The sequence below is a fragment of the Streptomyces sp. NPDC053513 genome, assembly GCF_044544765.1.
GTDB lineage: Bacteria > Actinomycetota > Actinomycetes > Streptomycetales > Streptomycetaceae > Streptomyces > Streptomyces litmocidini.
The window spans coordinates 496,551-515,803 of record NZ_JBITXP010000002.1 but is presented as its reverse complement, the minus strand read 5'-3'; the positions used below and the strand labels follow the sequence as shown (position 1 = coordinate 515,803).

17 protein-coding genes and 1 tRNA gene are annotated in these 19,253 nt (G+C 72.8%); 9 read left to right on the top strand and 9 right to left on the bottom strand.

Annotated elements, in window-relative coordinates; genetic code table 11:
- Positions 1-102: 102 nt before the first annotated feature.
- Entirely contained in the window at positions 103-2,340 is a 2,238-nt protein-coding gene (locus tag ACIGW4_RS05625; protein WP_359586797.1) for a transglycosylase domain-containing protein, read from the top strand.
- A gap of 225 nt (positions 2,341-2,565) precedes the next feature.
- Here ACIGW4_RS05625 and ACIGW4_RS05620 read toward each other — a convergent pair whose 3' ends face one another.
- Positions 2,566-3,030: a GatB/YqeY domain-containing protein gene (locus ACIGW4_RS05620; RefSeq protein ID WP_123453154.1), complete on the bottom strand. Its 465-nt coding sequence runs from the start codon at positions 3,028-3,030 to the stop codon at positions 2,566-2,568.
- A gap of 74 nt (positions 3,031-3,104) precedes the next feature.
- On the opposite strand from ACIGW4_RS05620, the gene ACIGW4_RS05615 reads away from it, so the two are divergent.
- The 3 genes from ACIGW4_RS05615 (at position 3,105) to ACIGW4_RS05605 (ending at position 4,907) form a co-directional block, all read left to right on the top strand.
- The gene (locus ACIGW4_RS05615; protein ID WP_398708264.1) at positions 3,105-4,043 is read left to right on the top strand and encodes a metallophosphoesterase; all 939 of its coding nucleotides are present in this window, start codon (positions 3,105-3,107) and stop codon (positions 4,041-4,043) included.
- 17 nt (positions 4,044-4,060) lie between these two features.
- Positions 4,061-4,795, top strand: coding sequence for a Pr6Pr family membrane protein (locus ACIGW4_RS05610; protein WP_399578668.1), 735 nt, complete (start codon positions 4,061-4,063; stop codon positions 4,793-4,795).
- 38 nt (positions 4,796-4,833) lie between these two features.
- Positions 4,834-4,907: transfer RNA gene (locus tag ACIGW4_RS05605), tRNA-Pro, on the top strand.
- A 200-nt stretch (positions 4,908-5,107) separates the two neighbouring features.
- Here ACIGW4_RS05605 and ACIGW4_RS05600 read toward each other — a convergent pair.
- Positions 5,108-5,986: a glycosyltransferase family 2 protein gene (locus ACIGW4_RS05600; RefSeq protein ID WP_359586794.1), complete on the bottom strand. Its 879-nt coding sequence runs from the start codon at positions 5,984-5,986 to the stop codon at positions 5,108-5,110.
- Positions 5,987-6,196: 210 nt separating this feature from the next.
- On the opposite strand from ACIGW4_RS05600, the gene ACIGW4_RS05595 reads away from it, so the two are divergent.
- Positions 6,197-7,354: a serine/threonine-protein kinase gene (locus tag ACIGW4_RS05595; RefSeq protein ID WP_123453162.1), complete on the top strand. Its 1,158-nt coding sequence runs from the start codon at positions 6,197-6,199 to the stop codon at positions 7,352-7,354.
- Positions 7,355-7,451: 97 nt separating this feature from the next.
- Here the strand turns inward: ACIGW4_RS05595 and ACIGW4_RS05590 are convergent, their stop codons facing one another.
- Both ACIGW4_RS05590 and ACIGW4_RS05585 read right to left on the bottom strand, forming a co-directional pair.
- A complete protein-coding gene (locus ACIGW4_RS05590; protein ID WP_399578664.1) occupies positions 7,452-7,622 on the bottom strand; it encodes a hypothetical protein in 171 nt (56 codons plus the stop codon).
- A gap of 116 nt (positions 7,623-7,738) precedes the next feature.
- Complete coding sequence (locus tag ACIGW4_RS05585) at positions 7,739-9,151, bottom strand: tetratricopeptide repeat protein (RefSeq protein WP_399578663.1); 1,413 nt, start codon at positions 9,149-9,151, stop codon at positions 7,739-7,741.
- A 142-nt stretch (positions 9,152-9,293) separates the two neighbouring features.
- Here ACIGW4_RS05585 and ACIGW4_RS05580 point away from each other — a divergent pair, with 142 nt between their 5' ends.
- Entirely contained in the window at positions 9,294-10,328 is a 1,035-nt protein-coding gene (locus ACIGW4_RS05580) for an Lrp/AsnC family transcriptional regulator (RefSeq protein WP_398708254.1), read from the top strand.
- A 19-nt stretch (positions 10,329-10,347) separates the two neighbouring features.
- A complete protein-coding gene (locus tag ACIGW4_RS05575; protein ID WP_398708252.1) occupies positions 10,348-10,647 on the top strand; it encodes a DUF6191 domain-containing protein in 300 nt (99 codons plus the stop codon).
- Positions 10,648-10,740: 93 nt separating this feature from the next.
- Here the strand turns inward: ACIGW4_RS05575 and ACIGW4_RS05570 are convergent, their stop codons facing one another.
- Positions 10,741-11,571, bottom strand: a complete 831-nt coding sequence (locus ACIGW4_RS05570; RefSeq protein WP_123453170.1) for a bifunctional 2-polyprenyl-6-hydroxyphenol methylase/3-demethylubiquinol 3-O-methyltransferase UbiG — start codon at positions 11,569-11,571, stop codon at positions 10,741-10,743.
- Positions 11,572-11,633: 62 nt separating this feature from the next.
- Between ACIGW4_RS05570 and ACIGW4_RS05565 the strand changes: the two genes are divergently transcribed.
- Together ACIGW4_RS05565 and ACIGW4_RS05560 are read left to right on the top strand one after the other, a co-directional pair.
- Positions 11,634-13,481: a prolyl oligopeptidase family serine peptidase gene (locus ACIGW4_RS05565; RefSeq protein ID WP_399578661.1), complete on the top strand. Its 1,848-nt coding sequence runs from the start codon at positions 11,634-11,636 to the stop codon at positions 13,479-13,481.
- A 153-nt stretch (positions 13,482-13,634) separates the two neighbouring features.
- Positions 13,635-14,375 (top strand): SURF1 family protein, encoded by a 741-nt coding sequence (locus tag ACIGW4_RS05560; protein ID WP_123453174.1) that lies wholly within the window; start codon positions 13,635-13,637, stop codon positions 14,373-14,375.
- 165 nt (positions 14,376-14,540) lie between these two features.
- On the opposite strand, the gene ACIGW4_RS05555 is transcribed toward ACIGW4_RS05560, so the two are convergent.
- The 4 genes from ACIGW4_RS05555 to ACIGW4_RS05540 form a co-directional block, all read right to left on the bottom strand.
- Positions 14,541-15,815 carry a hypothetical protein gene (locus ACIGW4_RS05555; protein WP_398708245.1) on the bottom strand — a complete coding sequence of 425 codons (1,275 nt, stop codon included), beginning with the start codon at positions 15,813-15,815 and terminating at the stop codon, positions 14,541-14,543.
- Positions 15,812-16,540: a SigE family RNA polymerase sigma factor gene (locus ACIGW4_RS05550; protein ID WP_399578658.1), complete on the bottom strand. Its 729-nt coding sequence runs from the start codon at positions 16,538-16,540 to the stop codon at positions 15,812-15,814. The genes ACIGW4_RS05555 and ACIGW4_RS05550 overlap by 4 nt, the downstream gene beginning before the upstream one ends.
- 252 nt (positions 16,541-16,792) lie before the next feature.
- Positions 16,793-17,860, bottom strand: a complete 1,068-nt coding sequence (locus tag ACIGW4_RS05545; RefSeq protein WP_123453178.1) for an aspartate-semialdehyde dehydrogenase — start codon at positions 17,858-17,860, stop codon at positions 16,793-16,795.
- Between the two features lie 7 nt (positions 17,861-17,867).
- Positions 17,868-19,139 (bottom strand): aspartate kinase, encoded by a 1,272-nt coding sequence (locus ACIGW4_RS05540; protein WP_123453180.1) that lies wholly within the window; start codon positions 19,137-19,139, stop codon positions 17,868-17,870.
- Positions 19,140-19,253 lie beyond the last annotated feature (114 nt).

The following is a 19,253-nucleotide window of genomic DNA, read 5'->3' as shown; positions in this document are numbered from 1 at the left end:
TCGACAGCCCGGCTGCACCTGGATGTCACGGTCTGGTACTCGAACGCTCCGAGAAGCACCCGCGTCTGCGGAACGCTCATAACTACGGATTAGGCTGCCCCCATGGCAAAGAAGCGCTCGGGCGGTGGTCTGACCGGGACCCAGCAGGCCGCCAAGTTCCTCGGTGTCAGTGTGCTCGCCGGAACCGTGCTGGCGGGCATCGCCCTGCCCGCCGCCGGGGCACTCGGACTGGCCGCGAAGGGCACGGTCGAGGGGTTCGACGAGATCCCCTCCAACCTGAAGACCCCACCGCTGAGTCAGCGCACCACGATCCTGGACGCCGAGGGCGGTCTGATCGCCACGGTGTACTCGCGGGACCGGAAGGTCGTGCCGATCGACAAGATCTCCCCGTACATGCAGAAGGCGATCGTCGCGATCGAGGACGGGCGCTTCTACGAGCACGGGGCGATCGACCTCAAGGGCGTGCTGCGCGCCATCAACCGGAACGCGCAGTCGGGCGGGGTCTCGCAGGGCGCGTCCACCCTGACCCAGCAGTACGTGAAGAACGTCTTCGTCGAGGAGGCCGGTGACGACCCCGAGAAGGTCGCGCAGGCCACCCAGCAGACCATCGGCCGCAAGGTCCGCGAGCTGAAGTTCGCGATCCAGGTCGAGGAGGAGCTGGGCAAGAAGAAGATCCTGGAGAACTACCTCAACATCACGTTCTTCGGGCAGCAGGCCTACGGCATCGAGGCCGCCTCCCAGCGGTACTTCTCCAAGCCCGCGGCCGACCTGGACCTGGGCGAGGCGGCGATGATGGCCGGTCTCGTCCAGTCGCCGAGCCGCTACGACCCGATCAACGACATCCAGGAAGCCACCAAGCGCCGCAACGTGGTCCTCCAGCGGATGGCCGACGTGAAGGACATCAGCCAGGCCGAGGCGGACGCCGCCAAGGCCAAGCCGATCAAGCTGAAGGTGAAGACCCCGAAGAACGGCTGCATCACCGCCGTCGACGGCGCCGGCTTCTTCTGCGACTACGTCCGCAAGACGATCCTCAACGACCCGGTCTTCGGCAAGACCTCCGAGGAGCGGACGAAGCTGTGGAACCTGGGCGGTCTCACCATCAAGACCACGCTCGACCCGCGCGCGCAGGCCGCCGCCAACGAGGCCGCCGTCGCGAAGGTCGACAAGGACGACCCGGTCGCCGCCTCGGTGGTGCAGGTCCAGCCCAAGACCGGCCGCATCCTGTCGATGGGCCAGTCCCGCCCGTACGGACTGGACCAGAAGCAGCACCAGACGACGCTGAACCTCGCCGTCGGCAGCAAGATGGGCGGCACCACGTACGGCTTCCAGGTCGGCTCGACCTTCAAGCCGATCACGGCCGCCGCCGCGCTGGAGAAGGGCCTGAGCCCGGCGCAGAGCTTCGACACCCCGGCGCAGATCAACATCAACGAGAGCGACTTCACCCGTTGTGACGGCAAGCCCGCGGGCTACGCCAACTGGGAGGTCAACAACGAGATGAAGACGGAGAAGGGCGTCTTCGACATGACGAGCGCCCTCGGCAAGTCCATCAACACGTACTTCGCCAAGCTGGAGCAGATGGCCGGCCTGTGCGAGACGCTGACGATGGCGAAGAACGTCGGCTACGAGCGCGAGCTGGGCAAGCCCCTCAAGCAGATCCCGTCCGCCACCCTCGGCAGCGCGGAGAGCACCCCGCTCGACATGGCGTCCGTCTACGCGACCTTCGCCAACCGCGGCATCTACTGCACCCCGGTCGCCATCGAGTCGATCAAGGCCGCCAACGGCGACAAGCTGAACGTGCCGCAGACCAAGTGCACGCGGGCCATGAGCGACCGGACCGCCGACACCATCAACCAGATGCTGAAGGGCGTCGTCGAGGACGGCACCGGTACGAAGGCCGGTCTCAGCGACCGCGACAACGCGGGCAAGACCGGTACGACCAACGACCGCAAGGACGCCTGGTTCGTCGGCTACACCCCGAACCTGTCCACCGCCGTCTGGGTCGGTGACGACGTCGGCGAGAAGAAGTCGATGTACGACATCACCATCGGCGGCGAGTACTACGACAAGGTCTGCGGCGGTTGCCTCCCCGGCCCGATCTGGAAGATCGCGATGACGGGCGCCCTGGACGCCGGTCAGACGCCGGGCTTCGTCCCCGTCTCCGTGCCGCGGGCCCAGCAGCCCAAGGACCCGGAGAAGGGCGGCGACGAGGGCCCGAACAAGCCCCGCAAGCCGGCCGACAACAAGCCGGGCGGCACGGAGCCGAACCCCGGCTTCACGTTCCCCACGGACCTGCTCGGCGGCGGGGACGGACGCAACAAGCCGCGCGGCGGGAACCACTGACGCGGTGATACGAGGAAGGGCGCCCCACCTGATGGTGGGGCGCCCTTCCTCGTATCCGCTCCGTGGGTGCGGTGTGCTCTGCGGGACCGGCCCGCGGGGGCTCCGCGGATCAGCCCGTGAGTGCTTCACGGGATCGGGACGCGGATGCTCCCCGGATCAGCCCGTGAGAGCTCCCCGGATCAGCCCGTGAGTGCTTCACGGATCAACCCGCAGGTGCCCCGCCGATCAGCCCGCGAGCCGCTTCTTCACCGCGGCGGCGACACGGCCGCCCTCGGCCTGGCCGGCCACCTTCGGGTTCACGATCTTCATGACGGCGCCCATGGCCCGCGGCCCCTCGGCACCCGCCGCCTTCGCCTCCTCGACGGCCGCCGCGACGATGGAGTCGAGCTCCTCGTCGCTGAGCTGCTTCGGCAGGTACGCGTCGAGGATGAGGCCCTCGGCCTTCTCACGCTCGGCGGACTCGTGGCGACCGCCCTTGGCGAAGGCGTCCGCGGCCTCGCGGCGCTTCTTCGCCTCCTTCGCGATCACCTTCTGCACCTCGTCGTCGGAGAGTTCGCGCTTCGTCGTGCCCGCGACCTCCTCCTTCGTGATCGCGGTGATGGTCAGCCGCAGGGTCGAGGAGCGCAGTTCGTCGCGCTCCCGGATCGCGGCGTTGAGGTCGTCCTGGAGCTTCGCCTTGAGCGTGGTCATGGGGCCCAGTGTCGCAGGTGCCTCCCCCGTACCGCCCGCGCATTTAGGAGCGGCGGGTCTGCGACGATGGGGGGATGCGCGCACGGTACGGCATCCCCCTGAAGATCACGGCAGGCCTCACGGCGACGGCGGCGGTCGGAGTCGCCTACGCGGCCGGCATCGAGGCCCGCTCCTTCCGACTCCGCCGGGTGACGGTCCCGGTCCTCCCGCGCGGCATGCGCGACCTGCGGGTCCTCCAGGTCTCCGACATCCACATGGTGAGCGGCCAGCGCAAGAAGCGCGCCTGGCTGCAGTCCCTCGCGGGGCTCCGCCCGGACTTCGTCGTCAACACCGGCGACAACCTCTCCGACACGGACGCCGTGCCGGAGGTCCTCGACGCGCTCGGACCGCTGATGGAGTTCCCCGGCGTCTACGTCTTCGGCTCCAACGACTACTACGGTCCCCGGCTGCGCAATCCCGCCCTCTATCTGCTGGAGAAGGTGCAGGGTCGCCACGGCCTCAACGGCAACCCGCCGGTGGTCGGCGCCATCCACAACCCGTGGGAGGACCTCCGGGACGCCTTCGACGCGGCCGGCTGGGTCAACCTCACCAACACCCGCGGCCGGCTGAAGCTGCCGCAGGCCGAGCTGGCCTTCACCGGCCTGGACGACCCGCACATCAAGCGCGACCGGTACGACAAGGTGTCCGGCGGCCCCGACGCGGGGGCCGACTTCACGGTGGGCGTCGTGCACGCCCCGTACCTGCGCTCGCTCGACGCCTTCACGGCCGACGGGTACGAGCTGATCCTCGCCGGGCACACCCACGGCGGCCAGCTGTGCATCCCCTTCTACGGGGCGCTCGTCACCAACTGCGACCTGGACACGGACCGGGTGAAGGGCCTCTCCACGCACACGGTGGACGACCGCACCTCGTACCTCCACGTCTCGGCGGGCTGCGGCACCAACCGGTTCACCCCCGTCCGCTTCGCCTGCCCGCCCGAGGCCACCCTGCTCACCCTGACGGCGCGCGCCTGAACGCTTACGGTGAGGGCATGATCACGCCCCGCACCGAGGCCGCGCCGGCCCCCGCCGACATACCCGCCCGCCGCCGCCCCTGGGCGGCGGCCTTCAGGGGCCTCGTCGCCCTCTCCGCCGCCACGGGCCTGGTCATCGAGTGCGTGTACGGCGACGTGCTCGTCGTCCTGAGCTTCTTCACCGTCTGGTCCAACGTCCTGGCCGCCGCCGTCCTCGGCCTCGGCGCCGTCCGCGCCTGGACCCGCCGCCCGCCGCTGCCCGCGCTGTGGACCGGCGGGACGCTGCTCTGCGTCTCCGTGGTCGGCCTCGTGTTCCACCTGGTCCTCGACAACGAGGCGAGCGAGTTCAACGCCGCCGCCGAGATCGCCCGCCTCGGCGGCGGCAGGGCCGTCGCCAACCAGCTCCTCCACACCGTGACCCCGATCGGCGCGGCCCTGGACTTCCTCCTGCTCACGGCGCCCGGCGCCCTCCGGTGGCGCCACGCCGCCCAGTGGCCGGCGGCTCCGGCCCTCTACTTCGCCTTCGCCCTGGTCCGTGGCGCCCTGTTCTCCCCCGGCGCGCCCACCCGCTACACGTACCCGTTCCTCGACGTCACCGCCCACGGCTACGGCGGGGTCCTCGCCAACGCCGTCGCCCTCGGCGCGGCCTTCTACGCCCTCGGTCTGGCGATCATCGGCCTGGACCGCATCCGACCTGCGCCGAGGCCCTCCGAATACCGGATTTCGTCTGAGCGCGCGCGTGGGCTAAAGTAATCGATGTCGCCGCGAAGGAAAGAACACAGCAGCGACATCGGGGTGTAGCGCAGCTTGGCAGCGCGCTTCGTTCGGGACGAAGAGGTCGTGGGTTCAAATCCCGCCACCCCGACAGCCGCAGGACCACTCAGGGGCCTGATCCGCGAAAGCGGGTCGGGCCCCTGAGTGCGTTCGACCCTGAGCGGTTTTCCCCTGATCGCACTGCCCCTGAGTGCTTCCTGGTCGGAAGTTCTCCGGCGGGGCCGTCCCCGCCCCCTGCCTCTCGGGCAGGGGGTCCCGGACGAGCTGTGTGCGGAGGCCGCCGGGCGGGTCCTAGATCACCGGCGGGCGGCCCAGGCGGGTCATGTGGAGGACCGTGGTCCAGCGCATCGGGGAGCGGGGGCCGCCGGAGCGGCGGACGCCCTCCGCGAAGCCGCCGAACCAGGCCTTCAGGCCCGGCAGCGAGCGGGTGCGGGCCAGGGTCAGCAGGGTCCACACGCCGAGGTAGACGGGGACGAGCGGGACCGGCAGGTTGCGCTTGGCCAGCCAGACGCGGTTGCGGGCCGTCATCCGGTAGTAGACGGCGTGCCGGGCCGGGCTGGTCCTGGGGTGCTGGAGGAGGAGTTCCGGCGCGTACAGGACCTTCCAGCCCGCGTCGAGGGCCCGCCAGGCGAGGTCGGTCTCCTCGTGGGTGAAGAAGAAGTCCTCCGGCCAGCCGCCGATCCGGTCGAGCATCGGCATCGACAGACCGTGGCCGCCGCCGAGGAAGGTGGTCACCTCGCCGCCGCGCAGCGGATCCTTCGCCCCGAGGCGCGGGACGTGCCGGCGCTGGGTCTCGCCGGTCTCGTCCGCGATCCGGAACGAGACGATGCCGAGGCGCGGGTCCGCCTCGTACAGGTCGACGAGGCGGCGGAAGACGTCCGTGTCGACGAGCAGGCCGTCGTCGTCGAGGTCCACCACGATGTCGACGTCGCCGAAGGAGCGCAGCGTCTCGATCGCGACGTTCCGGCCGCCGGAGACGCCTCGGTTCTCGGGGAGTTCGACCCCGGTGACGCCCTCGGGCAGGGCCGGGAGCGACCCCGTGCCGTTGCCGACGACGACAATCCGGGACGCGGGCTCGTCCTGCCTCGCCACGGCGTCGAGCAGCGCCCGCAGCTCGGCGGGGCGCGTGCCCATCGTCAGTACCGCCACACCCACACGAGGTCGCGCCACGCCCCACTCCGTCCCATGAACCCTGTGCACCCGAACCTGCTCCGGGCCGCGATGCTAACCGCCCGGGGACACCTTCCGTTCACCCGGACCACGGATGTCGTGCACCCCGGGGAGGCGCAGAGGGGGGAGCGCGGCGAGAGGCAGGGGCGCGCGGCTCTACGCTGGTTCCCTTCCGTCAGGTTGATCGATCTTCGAAAGGGTGGTCTCCAGGTGCTGGTCGCGGACCGATATCGGCTTCATGTGTGTATCGGCCGGGGCGGCATGGGCGAGGTGTGGCAGGCCACCGACGAGGTCCTGGGCCGGCCCGTGGCCGTGAAGCTGATGCTGGCACAGTCGACCGACCCCTCCGCCGGCGACCGCTTCCGCCTGGAGGCGCAGACCGCCGCGCGGCTGAGCCACCCGCACGTGGTGGGCGTCTTCGACTTCGGCACCTGGGACGGAAAGCTGTTCCTGGTCATGGAGTTGGTGGAGGGCGACAGTCTCCAGGGGAACCCGTCCGACCCGCTGGTCCTGCCCGCCGAGCGCGTCGCGGTCGTCGCCGCGCACGCCGCCGCCGGGCTCGCGGCCGCGCACCGGCAGGGCGTGGTGCACCGGGACATCAAGCCGGGGAACCTGCTCGTCGACGCCGAGGGCACGGTCAAGCTGGCCGACTTCGGCATCGCGCGGTTCGTCGACGACCCCTCGGCCGCGCTCACGACGACCGGTCAGATCGTGGGCACGGGGCTGTACCTCGCGCCCGAGCGGGCCCTCGGACAGCCCGCGTCGCCCGCCTCCGACGTGTACTCGCTGGGCTGCGTGCTGTACCAACTGATCACCGGAAGACCCCCGTTCCGCGCGGACACCGCGACCGCCCTGCTGTACCAGCACATCGACACCGCTCCGGTGCCGCCGAGCCGGCTCGGGGCCGCGCTGCCGCCCGACTTCGAGACCTACCTGCTGAGCCTGCTCGCCAAGCAGCCGGAGCAGCGGCCCTCGGCGCAGGCGATCGCGGACTGGTTCTCCTCCGGCGCCTGGCGGGGATCCGGATACCCCGGGGCCGCCCCCGTCGCGGGCCGACCGCCCGTGCCCCACCAGCCCGCCGGTCCCGGGCCCGTCCTGACCCACGCGCCCCACGGCTCCCACCAGCCGACCGGAGCCGCCCCCATGCCCCTGCCCGCGCCGGTGCACACGCCCGCGCCGACCCCGCCGCCGATGAACCGTCCGCCGGTGACCCGCCCCGCGCCCGCCGCCCGGCGCCGCCAGGCCCCGGCGAGCAGCGGCGGCGGGCTCGCGGAGCTCTCCCGGCGCCGTCCGCGCAAGACGGCCGCGGTGGCCGGTGCCATCGCCTTCGTCGTCTTCCTGATCATCGGGATGGCCTGGCTGTCCTGACGGCGTCCGGGGCCGGTTCGGTACGAGCCGGCCGTCCTGACGGCGTCCGGGGCCGGTTCGGTACGGGCCGGCCGTCCTGACGAAGCCGCGGGTCGGCTCAGTACGGTCTCGGTGCCATCACCTGCGCCTCCTCGTCCGCCGCCCCGAGCAGCAGGCAGCGCGGTACGCCGGGCCCCGGGGCCGCGCGTACGGTCACCGGCGTCGGCGGGTCGGTGGGCAGCTCGATCGGGACGGTGACCGGGCGGTCGTCCCGGCCCGTGGCGTGCATGGGGGGCGCGAAGGAGTTCTCCGACCTCGAAAAGGGTGCTCAGGCCTCGAAAGGGGTCCTCAGGCTCCGGGAGGGCCTCAGACCTCGGAAGGGGCCTCAGGCCCCGGAAGGGGCCCTCAGACCTCGCCCGACAGCGTGAACAGGCCTCTCCTCGCGCCCTCTTCGTAGGCCTCCCGCAGGGCCGGGTCGCCGAGTGGCGCCCCGAGCGCCTCCTCTCCACGCGCGCGCGTGACCACGCAGTGCTCCGCCGGGCGGTACGAGGAGTCGAAGGCCGAGGTCCGCAACAGGTCGACCGCACCCAGGAGATGGGCCGCCGCGTCGCGCTGCCCGTCCATCGCCCGCATCTGGGCGAGGAGTTCCGCCGCGCAGGCCGCGCCCACCGCGGAGCCGAGCCGCAGGTGCTCGCGCAGGGCCCGCCTGGCGTACTCCGCGGCGCGCCCCGGGTCCCCGTCCCAGGCGCCGAGTTCGGCCCGCACGTGGTACGCCCAGGCCTCGGCGAACACGTCGCGGCCCACCCACGCCCGCCGGCTCTCCCGGTCCGAATCCGCCTGGTCCAGGGCCTCCTGCGCGCCCTCCGGGTCGGAGCGGCACAGGGAGAGCGCGAGCCCGACCCAGCACGCCCGCCGGCTCGGCCCGAACTCCGGGTGCTCCTCCATCAGCGCGAGGGCCTCCCGGAACTCGTCCGCCGCCGCGCGCGTACGCCCCTGGTGGAGGGCCGTGGCGCCGCGCAGATGGGCCAGGAGCGACAGGCAGCGCTCGTCCCCGTCCCGTACGGCCGCCGCCCAGGCCTGCGCGAGGAGCGGGTCGGCGTCCTCGGGGCGGCCCGACTCCAGCTCCAGGAAGGCCGCCAGCCACAGGGCGCGGGCGGGCGGCGGTCCGTCGTGCAGGCTGAGGGCGTGCCGCAGCCGGGCACGGCCCTCGGCGATCCGTCCGCAGGCCACCCACAGGAACCACAGGGAGACCGCGATCTCGACGGACGTCTCGGCCTCGGCGTTCGACGACAGCGGTGCGGTCGTCGGGTCCATGGCGGCCGCCAGGTCGGGGAGTTCGCGCAGCGCGAGGTCCCGGGCGTCGAGCTGCCGGCCCCGCTGCCACCAGTCGGAGGCCCGCCGGGCCACCTTCGCGCACCACCGGCGGTGGTGCAGGAGGACGGCCCAGCGGTCGCCGCGCGCGGTGAGCCTGCGGGCGCCGACGGCCCGCATCGGGTGCGGCATCCAGTAGCGGGGCAGGCCGTCCTCGCCGTCGAAGAGGTCGTCGACGGGGAGGAGGGCGAGGGGCGCGAGCCGGTCCAGGACCTTCTGGATCGCCCCGGCGGGCAGCGTTCCGGAGGCGCAGACCTCGCGGACGGCCTCCCTGCCGAAGGCCCCCTCGAAGACGGACAGCCGCTCCCACAGGAGCCGTTCGGCCGGGCCGCAGCTCTCGTAGCCGCGCTCGGCCGCCGCGATCTGGTCAAGGGCGACGTGTTCGCCCCACAGGAGTTCGGTCTCCGGTGGTTCTCCAGCCCACATGTGCTCCAGCCCCCGTGTCACTTCTCCGCTCTCTCCTGTGATTCAGGACGGATTCGATGGAAAACGGCCGACGCCGCGGCTTGAATGCCTTTGCCCCGGTCCACATCCTGGGGCCTTCCCGTGCCCGCGCCCAGGGTTTCCCCGGGATCGACCAAGGAGGCACATGCACAGCAGGGAATCCGTCCTGGGAGAGGTGGATCTGGCACTGATCCACGCACTGCAGCTCGCGCCGCGGGCCAGCTGGACGCAGCTCTCCGGCGTGCTCGCGGTGAGCCCGGACACGCTCGCCCGGCGCTGGGAGACCCTCACCGCCGGGGGCTACGCCTGGAGTTCGCTGCTCGCCGCCCGGCGCGGCACGGAGGCCACCCTGTACGCGTGGGTGGAGCTGGAGTGCGTCGCCGGGTCCACCGAGGCCACCGCGCTCGAGGTCGCGGGCGATCCGTGCACCCTCGGCGTCCACCAGGTGACCGGCGAGGCCGATCTGGTGCTGCTGGTCAACTGTCCGGACCTCCACGCCCTCGACGGCTACCTCGCCGGCCGGGTGCGACGGCTCCCCGGGGTGCTCAGGGCCCGCACGCAGGTCGTCACCCAGCTGCACAACCGCCCGTACCGCTCACGGATCGAGCAGCTCACCCCGGCGCAGACGCAGCACCTCACCGAGCTCACCGGCGGCGACCGGCGGGCCCGGTCCTCCACGCGCGCGTACCCGCCCGTCACGGAGCTCGACCAGCGGATCGTCGCGGAGCTGGCGGGGGACGCCCGGCGCAGCGCCGCCGAACTGGCCCGGCAGTGCGGCACCAGCGAGTCGACCGTACGCCGCAGGCTGGACGTCCTCGGCGCGGCCGGCGCCGTCCACCACCACTGCCTGCCGGCCCCGCGCTTCTCCGGGCGGCCGGTGTGGGCGCTGGTCACGGCGGACGTGCCGCCCCTGGAGGTGGCCGAATCGGTGGCCTCGCTGACCCGGCTCCGCCAGACCCGCGTGATCACCTCGGTCACCGGTCCGCACAACCTGGCCCTGGCGATGTGGCTCCGTACGGTCGAGGAGCTCCACGACGTGACGGCGGCGCTGGTGCGGGCCGCGCCGGCGCTGCGGATCACGGGCACCGCGGTGTCCCTGCGCACCCACAAGATCGGCGCGCAGGTCCTCGGGCCGGACGGCCGGCGCACCCACCACATACGTCCTGACGCGCCCGCGTGAGGCGTGTTCTGATGGGCGCATGGAGTTCGCCGTGTTCGTCACGCTGCCCGGCCTGGTCATCCTGCTGACCGTGATCGCCTTCGCCGATCAGTTCCTGCGCATGACCGGTCGCGGCAAGCGCTCCGGGCAGGTCTCCTCGACGGGCTTCGAGCAGCTGCACGCCACCTTCTCGCAGGGCAAGCAGAACGAGCTCAAGGAGCGGCAGAGCGCCCTGGTGCTGCGCGACGACGAGGAGGACGGTGCCCCGCCGCGCCACTCGACGGTGGACCTCGGCGGCGGACGGGCCGTCATCAGGATCGGGCCGGGCGGGACGACCTGATCGACTGCGTCGGGGGCGGTCGGGACGGGACGCCTTGTCCTCCGCGCACCGGCGTCAGGCCGGGCGGGACGCCTCGCCCTCCGCGTACCGGCGTCAGGCCGGACGGGACGCCTTGACCGAGTACATCAGGGGGATGCGGGGGCGGTCCGCGGGGAAGCGGTAGTAGCCGTCCTCGTGCCGGTCGAGGGCGCCGTAGCGGGGGAAGAGCGAGGCGTCGTGCTCGTGCAGGAACTCGATGCGCAGCCCGGCCTTCGCGAGGGCCGTGACGACCTCGCCGACCGGGTGCACCCACTCCACGCTGCGGTTGTGGACGGTGACGGCGTCGAGGTCGGCGTACGTCCCCGGGGTGGTGTCCACCCACGGGTCGCGGACGAAGTAGTCGTGCACGACCCGGCTGCCGGTCTCGTCGTCGAGCGAGTCGGTCAGCGGATGGAACTCGGCCACGTAGAGGAAGCCGCCCGGGGCGACGAGGGAGGCGGCGGTCTCCGCCCAGCGCTCGATGTCGGGCAGCCAGCACAGCGCGCCGCTGCCGGTGTAGACGACGTCGTACGACCGGTCCGGGACGGCCTCGGCGGCGTCGTACACGTCGGCGGCGACGAAGGCGGCCCGCTCCTGCGAGAGGCCCAGGTCGGCGGCGAGCGAGCGAGCGGTCTCGACGGCCGGCTCGGAGAAGTCCAGGCCGACGACGTGCGAGGCGCCGTGCCGGGCCCAGGAGAGGGTGTCCAGGCCGATGTGGCACTGGAGGTGGAGCAGGGAGCGCCCGGTGACGTCGCCGACCTCCGCGAGCTCGAAGTCCCGCAGGGCGTCCTTGCCCGCGCGGAAGGCGTCGAGGTCGTAGAACTCGCTGGCGGCGTGGATCGGGACGCGCTCGTCCCACCTCGCGCGGTTGGTCTCGTGCCAGTCCTCGGGGGTCGGAGAGTACATGTCGGCGAGGTTATCCACAGGCTGCGGGCGACGCGACCCGATTGTCGGCGGCGCGGAGCATGATGGATGCCATGACTACCGAGAGCAAGCACATCGACACCCCTGCCTGGGAGCAGCGCTTCCGGGCGCCCCGGGTCTCCCTGCCCGACTGGGCCGAGGAGGCCCCGGACCGCTCACTCTTCGTGTCCAACGCGACGGGGACGTACGAGCTGTACGCCTGGGACCGGGCGAGCGGCGAGCAGCGGCAGGTCACGGACCGGCCGAACGGGACGACGGACGGGGCGCTGTCGCCGGACGGCACCTCGATCTGGTGGTTCGCGGACACCGACGGGGACGAGTTCGGGGTGTGGATGCGCCAGCCGTTCGCGGGCGGTGAGGACGAGCCGGCCGTGCCCGGCCTCGGTCCGTCCTACCCCGCGGGGCTCGCCATCGGCCGGGAGGGCACGGTCGTGGTGGGCCGGTCCACGGACGAGGAGGGGTCGACGGTCCATCTCGTACGGCCCGGGGGCGGTGCCCCGGTCGAGATCTACCGGCACCGGGAGTCGGCCGGCGTCGGCGACCTGTCCCACGACGGCTCGCTGATCGCGATCGAGCACACCGAGCACGGCGACGCGATGCACTCGGCGCTGCGCGTGCTGCGCGCCTCGGACGCGGGCGTGGTGGCCGAGCTCGACGACACCAAGGGCGGCACGGAGGAGCTGGGACTCACGGTCCTCGGCTTCGCCCCGCTGGCCGGGGACACCCGGCTGCTCGTCGGCCACCAGCGGCGCGGCCGCTGGGAGCCGATGCTCTGGGACGTGGCGACGGGCACCGAGACCGACCTGCGGCTCGATCTGCCGGGCGACGTGTCGGCGGAGTGGTATCCGGACGGCTCCGGTCTGCTGATCGTGCACGGCTTCGAGGCCCGCAGCGAGCTGTGGCGGTACGAGATCGCGACCGGCGCCCTGGTCCGGGTGGAGACCCCGGCCGGTTCGGTGTCGAGCGCGACGGCGCGGCCCGACGGCTCCGTGGAGTACCTGTGGTCCTCGGCCGCCGAGCCGCCGGTGGTGCGCTCCACGGCCGGCGGCGTCGTCCTCGATCCGCCCGGCCCGAAGGCGCCGCCGTCGGTGCCTGTGGAGGACGTGTGGGTGGACGGCCCCGGCGGCAGGGTCCACGCGCTCGTGCAGCGCCCGACGGAGGGCGAGGGCCCCTTCCCGACGGTCTTCGAGGTGCACGGCGGCCCGGCCTGGCACGACAGCGACGCCTTCGCGTCGGGCCCGGCGGCCTGGGTGGACCACGGGTACGCGGTGGTGCGGGTCAACTACCGGGGCTCCACGGGATACGGCCGGGAGTGGACGGACGCGCTCAAGCACCGGGTCGGTCTGATCGAGCTGGAGGACATCGCGGCGGTCCGCTCCTGGGCCGTGGAGAGCGGCCTCGCGGACCCGGCGCGGCTCGTGCTGGCCGGCGGTTCCTGGGGCGGCTACCTGACGCTGCTCGGTCTGGGCACCCAGCCGGACGACTGGGCGGTCGGTCTCGCGGCCGTTCCCGTCGCGGACTACGTCACGGCGTACGAGGACGAGATGGAGGCCCTGAAGGCGCTGGACCGGACGCTCCTGGGCGGTTCCCCGGAGGAGGTGCCCGAGCGGTACGCGGCCTCGTCGCCGCTGACGTACGTGGACGCGGTGAAGGCCCCGGTGCACGTGTCGGCCGGCGTCAACGACCCGCGCTGCCCGATCCGGCAGATCGACAACTACGTCGACCGGCTGGCGGCCCGGGGCGCGGTCCACGAGGTGTACCGGTACGACGCGGGCCACGGCTCCCTGGTGGTGGAGGAGCGGATCAAGCAGGTCGCCCTGGACCTGGACTTCGCGGCGAGACACCTGGGGACCACCCCGCCGCTCCGGGGAGGCGCGACGGGCACGGCCTGACCGGGCGGGGCCGGGGGGGCCGGGGCCGGGGTCAAGGACCAGGGCCACGGCCAGGGACCGGGACCGGGACCGGGGCCGGGTCCGGGGCGTCCAGGGGCGGTCGTCGAAGGGGGTCGTCGTCGGGGGGCCGGGCCGCTTGCGTACCGTGGGGGCGTGTACCGGTTCCTGAGAACGCCCCGCTGGTGGGGGATCAACGTCTTCGTCCTCCTCGCGATCCCGTTCTGCGTCTTCATGGGGACCTGGCAGCTCGGCAAGTTCGAGGACCGCGTCGACTCCCACCGGGAGGCCGAGCGACGGCCCGCCGCGAGCGCGGAGAAGGCCGCGCCGCTGGAATCCCTGCTGCCGGTGGACAAGGAGACCTCGGGCCGCTCGGCGCAGGCGCGCGGCCGGTTCGGGGAGCAGTTCCTCGTGCCGGACCGCGAGCTGGACGGGCGCACCGGCTCGTACGTCCTGACGCTGCTCAGGACCGACGGCGGCCGGTCGCTGCCGGTGGTCCGGGGCTGGCTCCCCACGGGCGCGAAGGCCCCCGCCCCGCCGTCGGGCGAGGTGACGGTGGTGGGTGCGCTCCAGGCCTCGGAGAACCCGGGCACGAAGGGCGTCCACGCGGCGGGCGGGCTGCCCGAGGGGCAGCTCGGCATGATCAGCGCGGCGTCCCTGGTGAACGTGGTCACGGACGACGTCTACGACGCCTGGATCACCCTCGCGGACTCCCCCGCCGGGCTCACGCCGGTCCCGGCGGTGGCCGCGGCGGGCACGGGCCTGGACGCGAAGGCCTTCCAGAACCTCGGCTACACGGCGGAGTGGTTCGTCTTCGCGGGCTTCGTCGTCTTCATGTGGTTCCGCCTCGTACGCCGAGAGGCGGAGGCCTCCCGCGACGAGGCCCTGGGCCTGTAGGACGCGGGCGGGCGGGCCGCCCCGCCTCTGCCCCGCCCAGGGCCCGGTGGCCGGCAGGCCACCCGGCCCCCCTGATTGCCCGGCCTCCCGGTCGCCCAGCCGCCCGGTCACCCCGGCTACCCGGCCTCCCGGTCACCCCGGCCGCCCGGTCGCCCGGCAGTCGGCTCAGGAGCTCGGCAGGGCGCCGGTGCGGTAGAGGGTGCCGGCGCAGGCGTTCGGGATGACGGCCGAGGCCGTGGGGCCGCCCGGCTCCGCGGTGTGGGTGACCACGATGCTGCCGTCCGCCGGGGCGCCGTCCTCGCGGAGCAGCTGGGGCGCCATGCCCGTGTCCGTACCCGCCTCCGTACCGGTGCCGGAGCCGCCGGTGTCGGTGCCGCCCGCTCCGCTCGTCGGGTCGTCCGTCGGGCGGGGCTGCGTCGGGGTCGGGGTCGGGTCCGGCGTGGCGGGCGGTTCGGTCGGGGTGGTCGGCGTGGGCGTCGGGGTGCCGCCGGTCGTCGGGCAGGAGTCGCTCGGCACCCAGACGAACTTCACCTCGTAGCTGCCGCTCGGCTTCAGGGCGATCGCGGACGACTCCTGCGAGGGGTCGGGCAGTCCGCTGCCGTCGCCCGAGGTGTGCCGGAGCACCGTGATCCGGCCCGGGTCCGCCGCTCCCCTGGCCTCGAAGCCGACGAGGCCCGCGCCGTCCACCACGCAGGTCCGGCCGGAGACGTTGGCGATGCGGAAGGCGCCGTAGACCTTGCCCTCGGCGTCGGCCCCGCCCGCTCCTCCGCCGGCGACGCCGAGCTGGTCGGCGGTGCACCGCGGGGCGGAGCCGGGGTCGGCGCCCACTGTCTGGTGGGAGCCGTCGCCGGAGGAGCCGTCGCCCGGCCGCTGCGGCTTGCCGGAGGCGCCGTCGGTCCCGTCGGGGCTCGGGGAGACGCCGGCGGCGGGGGCCTTGGAGCTCTGGCCGCCCTCGACGCCGGTCTCGGTGCCGGTGCCGCCCTGGGACTGCTCGCCGTGGCCGGCGTTCACCGGGTTGGCGGCGGAGAGGCCGCCCGAGGAGGCGACGTGCACGAAGGCGGGGACGGCCGTGCCGATGAGGACGGCGGCGGCTGCGGCGCCGACGATGGCCTGCCGCTTGCGGGCGCGCCGCGCGGGCACGGCACGGCGCAGGTGCTCCAGCGAGCCGTGGGAGGGCTCCAGGCCGCCCACGGCGTCCTGGAAGAGCCTCCGCAGCGCGAGCTCGTCGTCGCCCTCGCCGGATCCGGGCTCGATGTTCACCATGCGCTGTCCACTCAGCTCGTCACGTTCATCCAGGGCGTCGGGATTCTCCGAGGCGGAGGCCGGGGCGACGGGGACGGTGTCGTCCTCGCGCGCCGCCGAGGCGGCACGCCTCTCGGGGACGTCGTCGCCGTCACGGTTCTCGTGGGCCACGCCGTCCCCGCGGGGTGCCTCGCTCATGTCGTCGCTCCCATCGCGACGCGCAGCGCCGCGATGCCCCGCGAACCGTACGCCTTCACCGAGCCCAGCGAGATTCCGAGCGTCTCGGCGACCTGGACCTCGGTCATGTCGGAGAAGTACCGCAGGGCGAGCACCTCGCGCTGGCGCCGCTGGAGTCCGCGCATCGCCTTGATCAGGTCCTCGCGCTCCAGCTGCTCGTACGCCCCCTCCTCCGCGCTGGCCATGTCCGGCATCGGCTTGGACAGCAGCTTCAGGCCGAGGATGCGGCGGCGGAGCGCGGAGCGGGAGAGGTTCACCACGGTCTGGCGCAGGTAGGCGAGCGTCTTCTCGGGCTCGCGCACCCGCTTGCGGGCCGAGTGGACGCGGATGAAGGCCTCCTGGACGACGTCCTCACAGGAGGCCGTGTCGTCGAGGAGCAGCGCGGCGAGACCGAGCAGCGACCGGTAGTGGGCGCGGTAGGTCTCGGTGAGGTGGTCGACGGTGGTGCCGGCGGCCGGGGCGCTCTCGGTGCTCCGGCGGGGCGACGGGATGCCGTCCACGCCGCCGGCACGGGATCCGGTGGGCACGGGGGCGATCACCGGCATGCCGCCGAGCGCGCGCGGACGCCTGGGCGGACGGACCGCGGAGCCGCGCACGGGGACGACGGCGCCGCTCCGCACGGGGAGCACCGCCGTGCCCGCGCCGCGCAGCGGGGCGATGGTTGCGATGTCGAGTACCTCTGCCACGCTTGTTGGACACACTGCCCCCCGGCAGGGTTGTACGCGTACGCCGCCTTTTTCGACGGCGCCCTGTTCGTCCTCATGCGTAACCGTTCTCCCCCGATGCCCCGCTCTCAGCGTGTCCCGCGCCACACGGTCGTGGGTGCACGCAGAGACGCGCCCCGCCCAACTCTGGTTGCAGTACGGGGGAAGTGCATCGTCGACCACGACATCGTCGCAGTTCAAGGGATATCTGACGCCTTTTTGCTCACAGGAAGTTCACAGAACGCGCAAATCCGCGACAAGCGATTCCGCGATCTGAAGCGCGTTCAGGGCCGCGCCCTTGCGGAGGTTGTCGGCGCAGACGAAGAAGTCGAGCGCGTGCTCGTCGTCGAGGGAGCGCCGGACGCGGCCGACCCAGGCGGGGTCGGTGCCGACGACGTCGGCGGGGGTGGGGAAGTCGCCGGCGGCCGGGTCGTCGCAGAGCACGACCCCCGGCGCGGTGGCCAGGACCTCATGGGCGCGGGCGACGGGGACGGGGCGTTCGAAGCGCGCGTGCACGGAGACGGAGTGCCCGGTGACGACGGGGACGCGGACGCAGGTGGCGGAGATCCTGAGGCCGGGGAGGCCGAGGACGCGGCGGGTCTCGTCGCGGACGCGCTCCTCCTCGGAGGAGGCTCCGTCGGCGCCGGGGGTGCCCGACCAGGGCAGGACGTTGAGCGCGAGGGGGCCGGGGAAGGGGCCGGTGTTCTCGCCGACGGCGCGCCGTACGTCTCCGGGGCGGGTGCCCAGGTCGCCGGCGGCGGCCACCAGGCCGAGCTGGGCGCGGAGCGCGTCGACGCCCGCCTGCCCGGCCTCGTCGCCACTGGCGGCCTGCTGGGCGGTGACGACGAGTTCGGCGAGCCCGAACTCGGCGTGCAGGGAGCCCACGGCGACGATCAGCGCGAGGGTGGTGGAGCCGGGACCGGCGACGACGCCCCGGGGGCGCAGCCGTGCGGCGGGCGCGTTGAGTTCGGGGACGACGAGCGGCACGTCGGGGTCGGCGCGGAAGGCGGCGGAGGTGTCCACGACGACGGCGCCCTTGGAGACGGCGATCGGCGCCCAGCGGGCGGCGACGGTCTCGGGCACGAGGAAGAGGGCCAGGTCGACGCCCTCGAAGGCCTCCTCGTCGAGTGCGAGGATCTCGCACTCCTCCCCCCGGACGGCGGTCTTGCGACCGGCCGAGCGGGGGGAGGCGAGAAGGCGGATCTCGCCCCAGACGTCCGCGTGGTGCGTGAGCATCTGGAGCATCACCGAGCCGACCGCCCCGGTCGCTCCCACGACCGCCAGCGTCGGCTTCGGTGTCACGGGCGGATCACCGTCCGGTGCCGCCGTAGACGACGGCCTCGTCCGAGTCGCTGTCCAGGCCGAAGGCGGTGTGGACGGCGCGCACGGCCTCGTTGACGTCGTCGGCGCGGGTGACGACCGAGATGCGGATCTCGGAGGTCGAGATGAGCTCGATGTTCACGCCCGCGTCGGACAGGGCCTTGAAGAAGTCGGCGGTGACGCCCGGGTTCGTCTTCATGCCCGCGCCGACCAGGGAGATCTTGCCGATCTGGTCGTCGTAGCGCAGCGAGTCGAAGCCGATCGCGGCCTTCGCCTTCTCCAGCTCGTCGATGGCCTTGCGGCCCTCGGCCTTGGGGAGGGTGAAGGAGATGTCCGTGAGGCCGGTGGAGGCCGCGGACACGTTCTGCACGATCATGTCGATGTTGATCTCGGCGTCCGCGACGGCGCGGAAGATGGCCGCGGCCTCGCCCGGCTTGTCCGGCACGCCGACGACGGTGATCTTCGCCTCGGAGGTGTCGTGGGCGACGCCCGAGATGATGGCCTGCTCCACCTTGCGGTCCCCTTGCGGCTCGTTGCTGACCCAGGTGCCCCGCAGCCCCGAGAAGGACGAGCGGACGTGGATCGGGATGTTGTAACGGCGTGCGTACTCGACGCAGCGGTGCAGCAGCACCTTGGAGCCGGAGGCGGCGAGCTCCAGCATGTCCTCGAAGGAGATCCAGTCGATCTTCTTCGCCTTCTTCACGACGCGCGGGTCGGCCGTGAAGACGCCGTCGACGTCGGTGTAGATCTCGCAGACCTCGGCGTCGAGCGCGGCGGCCAGGGCGACGGCGGTCGTGTCGGACCCGCCGCGGCCGAGCGTGGTGATGTCCTTCTTGTCCTGGCTGACGCCCTGGAAGCCGGCGACGATGGCGATGTTGCCCTCGTCGAGGGCGGTACGGATCCGGCCCGGCGTGACATCGATGATGCGCGCTTTGTTGTGGACCGAGTCGGTGATGACGCCTGCCTGGCTGCCCGTGAACGACTGGGCCTCGTGGCCCAGGTTTTTGATCGCCATGGCCAGCAGGGCCATGGAGATCCGCTCTCCGGCGGTCAGCAGCATGTCGAACTCGCGTCCGGCAGGGATCGGGGATACCTGCTCGGCGAGATCGATCAGCTCGTCCGTCGTGTCGCCCATCGCGGAAACCACGACGACCACCTGGTGGCCGTTCTTCTTGGCGTCCACGATCCGCTTGGCGACGCGCTTGATGCCTTCGGCATCGGCAACGGAGGAGCCTCCGTACTTCTGCACGACAAGGCCCACGTGCGCTCCTCGCTCAGTCTGTGCCGCAGCCGGCGCTGCGATCGCCTCAGTTTATCGGGGGACCCGGAAACGCCAGCGTGATATCGCATGGTGAGACGCGCTGCTCGCGGAGTG